Consider the following 2,646-nt stretch of genomic DNA (forward strand, 5'->3'; position numbering starts at 1 on the left):
AGCTCGCCGACGAACTCGAGCGGCTGGTGGCCCTGCACGGTGCCGAGACCATCGCCGCCGTCATCGTCGAGCCGGTGCCGGGTTCGACCGCGGTGCTGCCGCCGCCGAAGGGCTATCTGCAGCGCCTGCGCGAGATCTGCGACAAGCACGGCATCCTGTTGATCTTCGACGAGGTCATCACCGGCTTCGGCCGCCTCGGCACGCCGTTCGCCGCCGACTTCTTCGGCGTCACGCCTGATATGATGACGACGGCCAAGGGCATCACCAACGGCACCATCCCCTGCGGCGCGGTGTTCGCACACCGCAAGGTGCACGACGCCATGATGATCGGCCCGGAAAACGTGATGGAGCTGTTTCACGGCTACACCTATTCGGCGCACCCGACCGCCTGCGCCGCCGGCATCGCGACGCTCGACATCTACAAGGACGAAGGCCTGCTGACGCGCGGTTCGTCGATTGCCGAATATTGGCGCGATGCGCTGCATTCGCTCAAGGGCCTGCCGAACGTCATCGACATCCGCAATTGCGGCCTGATGGGCGCGGTGGAGCTGTCGCCGCGTGACGGTGCGGTCGGTGCGCGTGGCTACGACGTCATGGTCGACTGCTTCAATCGCGGGCTGTACTTCCGCATGAGCGGCGATTCCTTCGCGCTGTCGCCGCCGCTGATCGTCGAGAAGAGCCACATCGACGACATCGTCTCGATTCTTGGCGACGCCATCAAGCGGGTGGCCTGATAATTGCTCTCGCCGTTGCGAGTTGTTTCCTTGCAGCGGCGAGCGTGATGCCGCGGGAGTTTGACGAAGCGTGAAAGTCTTGATCCTCGGCAGCGGTGTCATCGGCGTCACCTCTGCCTACTACCTCGCACGTGCAGGCCACGAGGTGACGGTCGTCGACCGTCAGCCGGAGCCGGCGCTTGAGACCTCCTTCGCCAATGCCGGCGAGGTGTCGCCCGGCTATTCCTCGCCATGGGCCGGCCCCGGCGTGCCGGTGAAGGCGGTCAAGTGGCTGTTGATGAAGCACGGCCCGCTGGTGGTCCGGCCGAAGCTCGATCCTGTCATGTGGGTCTGGCTGCTCAAGATGCTGCGCAACTGCACCAGCGCGCGCTACGCGGTCAACAAGAGCCGGATGATCCCGATTGCGGAATACAGCCGCGATTCCTTGCGCGATCTGCGCCGCGACATCGGCATTCAGTACGACGAGCGCTCGCAGGGCACGCTGCAGCTGTTCCGCTACCAGGCGCAGCTCGACGGCACGGCCGAAGACATTGCCGTGCTCAAGCAGTACGGCGTACCTTTCGAGGTGCTGAGCCGCGAGGGCTGCATCGCGGTGGAGCCGGCGCTATCAGGCGTGAAGGAGAAGTTCGTCGGTGGGCTTCGCTTGCCGCAGGACGAGACCGGCGACTGCCACATGTTCACACAGGCGCTGGCCAAGCATGCCGAGGCGCTCGGCGTGCGCTTCATGTTCAACACCTCGATCGACCGCATCGTCACCGACGGTGCGCGTGTCAGCGGTGTCGTGACGGGTGCCGGCACGTTGCAGGCCGACGCTTACGTCCTTGCACTCGGGAGCTGGTCGTCGCGCCTGGTCGCGCCGCTTGGCATTTCGCTGCCGGTCTATCCGGTGAAGGGCTATTCGATCACGGTGCCGATCAAGGACGCTTCCGGCGCGCCGGAATCCACCGTGATGGACGAGAGCTACAAGGTCGCGATCACGCGATTGGGCGATCGCATCCGTGTCGGCGGCACCGCCGAAATCTCCGGCTATTCGGACAAGCTCTATGATGCGCGCCGTGCCACGCTCGATCATTCGCTGACCGATCTGTTCCCGCGCGGCGGCGATCTCGCCAAGGCGACATTCTGGAGCGGCCTGCGCCCGATGACGCCGGACGGTCCGCCCGTGATCGGCCCGACGCAATACGCCAACCTCCACCTCAACACCGGCCACGGCACGCTCGGCTGGACCATGTCCTGCGGCTCCGGCCGCGTGCTCGCGGATATGCTGTCGGGGCGGAAGCCGGACATCGACGTCAGTGCGCTGACGGTGGAGCGGTACAAGCACCGGTTCGGGTAAGGCTCTAACCGCTCGTCATTGCGAGCGCAGCGAAGCAATCCAGAGTCTTTCCGCGGAGACAGTCTGGATTGCTTCGTCGCAAAGGCTCCTCGCAAGGACGATGTGGAGGCGGCGCGCGTCGTCAAGTCCATCGCCGTCACCCTGATGCGTGAGCTGCGCGGCGCAACGCGCCACTCGCGCCTCAGGATGACGGGGTTGAGGGAAGGTTTACGCCCCCGTCACGCAATTCACCCACAGCACCACGGCCTTCGCGTCTTCCGCCGGATTCGAAAACCGGTGCGGCCTGCGGCTGGCGAAGCGAAAACTGTCGCCGGTCTTCAGCGACCACGTCTCGCTGTCCACCGTCAGCATCATCTCGCCTTCGAGCACGAGGCCGGCTTCCTCGCCGTCATGGGTGTAGAGTTCGTCGCCGGTGGAGCCGCCGGGCTCCAGATGCACCAGGAACAGATTGAGCTTGTTGTCCGCGCCGGCCGGGCTGAGCAGCTGTTTTGATACGCCGGTGCGCCAGAGCTTCAGCTCGGGCCGCTGCAGCCCGCGCGTCACCACCTGGTCGGAGGCGCCGTCGGCGCTCGGGCT

3 protein-coding genes are annotated in these 2,646 nt (G+C 65.6%); 2 read left to right on the forward strand and 1 reads right to left on the reverse strand.

Features of this window, described 5'->3' with window-relative positions; all coding sequences use genetic code 11:
* Both MOV74_RS35725 and MOV74_RS35730 read left to right on the forward strand, forming a co-directional pair.
* A partial coding sequence (locus MOV74_RS35725; RefSeq protein ID WP_246931907.1) for an aminotransferase class III-fold pyridoxal phosphate-dependent enzyme occupies positions 1–734 on the forward strand: 734 nt, incomplete at its 5' end.
* 70 nt (positions 735–804) lie between these two features.
* Positions 805–2,070 carry a D-amino acid dehydrogenase gene (locus MOV74_RS35730; protein ID WP_246931909.1) on the forward strand — a complete coding sequence of 422 codons (1,266 nt, stop codon included), beginning with the start codon at positions 805–807 and terminating at the stop codon, positions 2,068–2,070.
* A 207-nt stretch (positions 2,071–2,277) separates the two neighbouring features.
* Here MOV74_RS35730 and MOV74_RS35735 read toward each other — a convergent pair.
* On the reverse strand, positions 2,278–2,646 hold a 369-nt coding region (locus MOV74_RS35735), incomplete at its 5' end, for a cupin domain-containing protein (RefSeq protein WP_246931911.1).

The organism is Bradyrhizobium sp. SHOUNA76 (genome assembly GCF_023006445.1).
Lineage (GTDB): Bacteria > Pseudomonadota > Alphaproteobacteria > Rhizobiales > Xanthobacteraceae > Bradyrhizobium.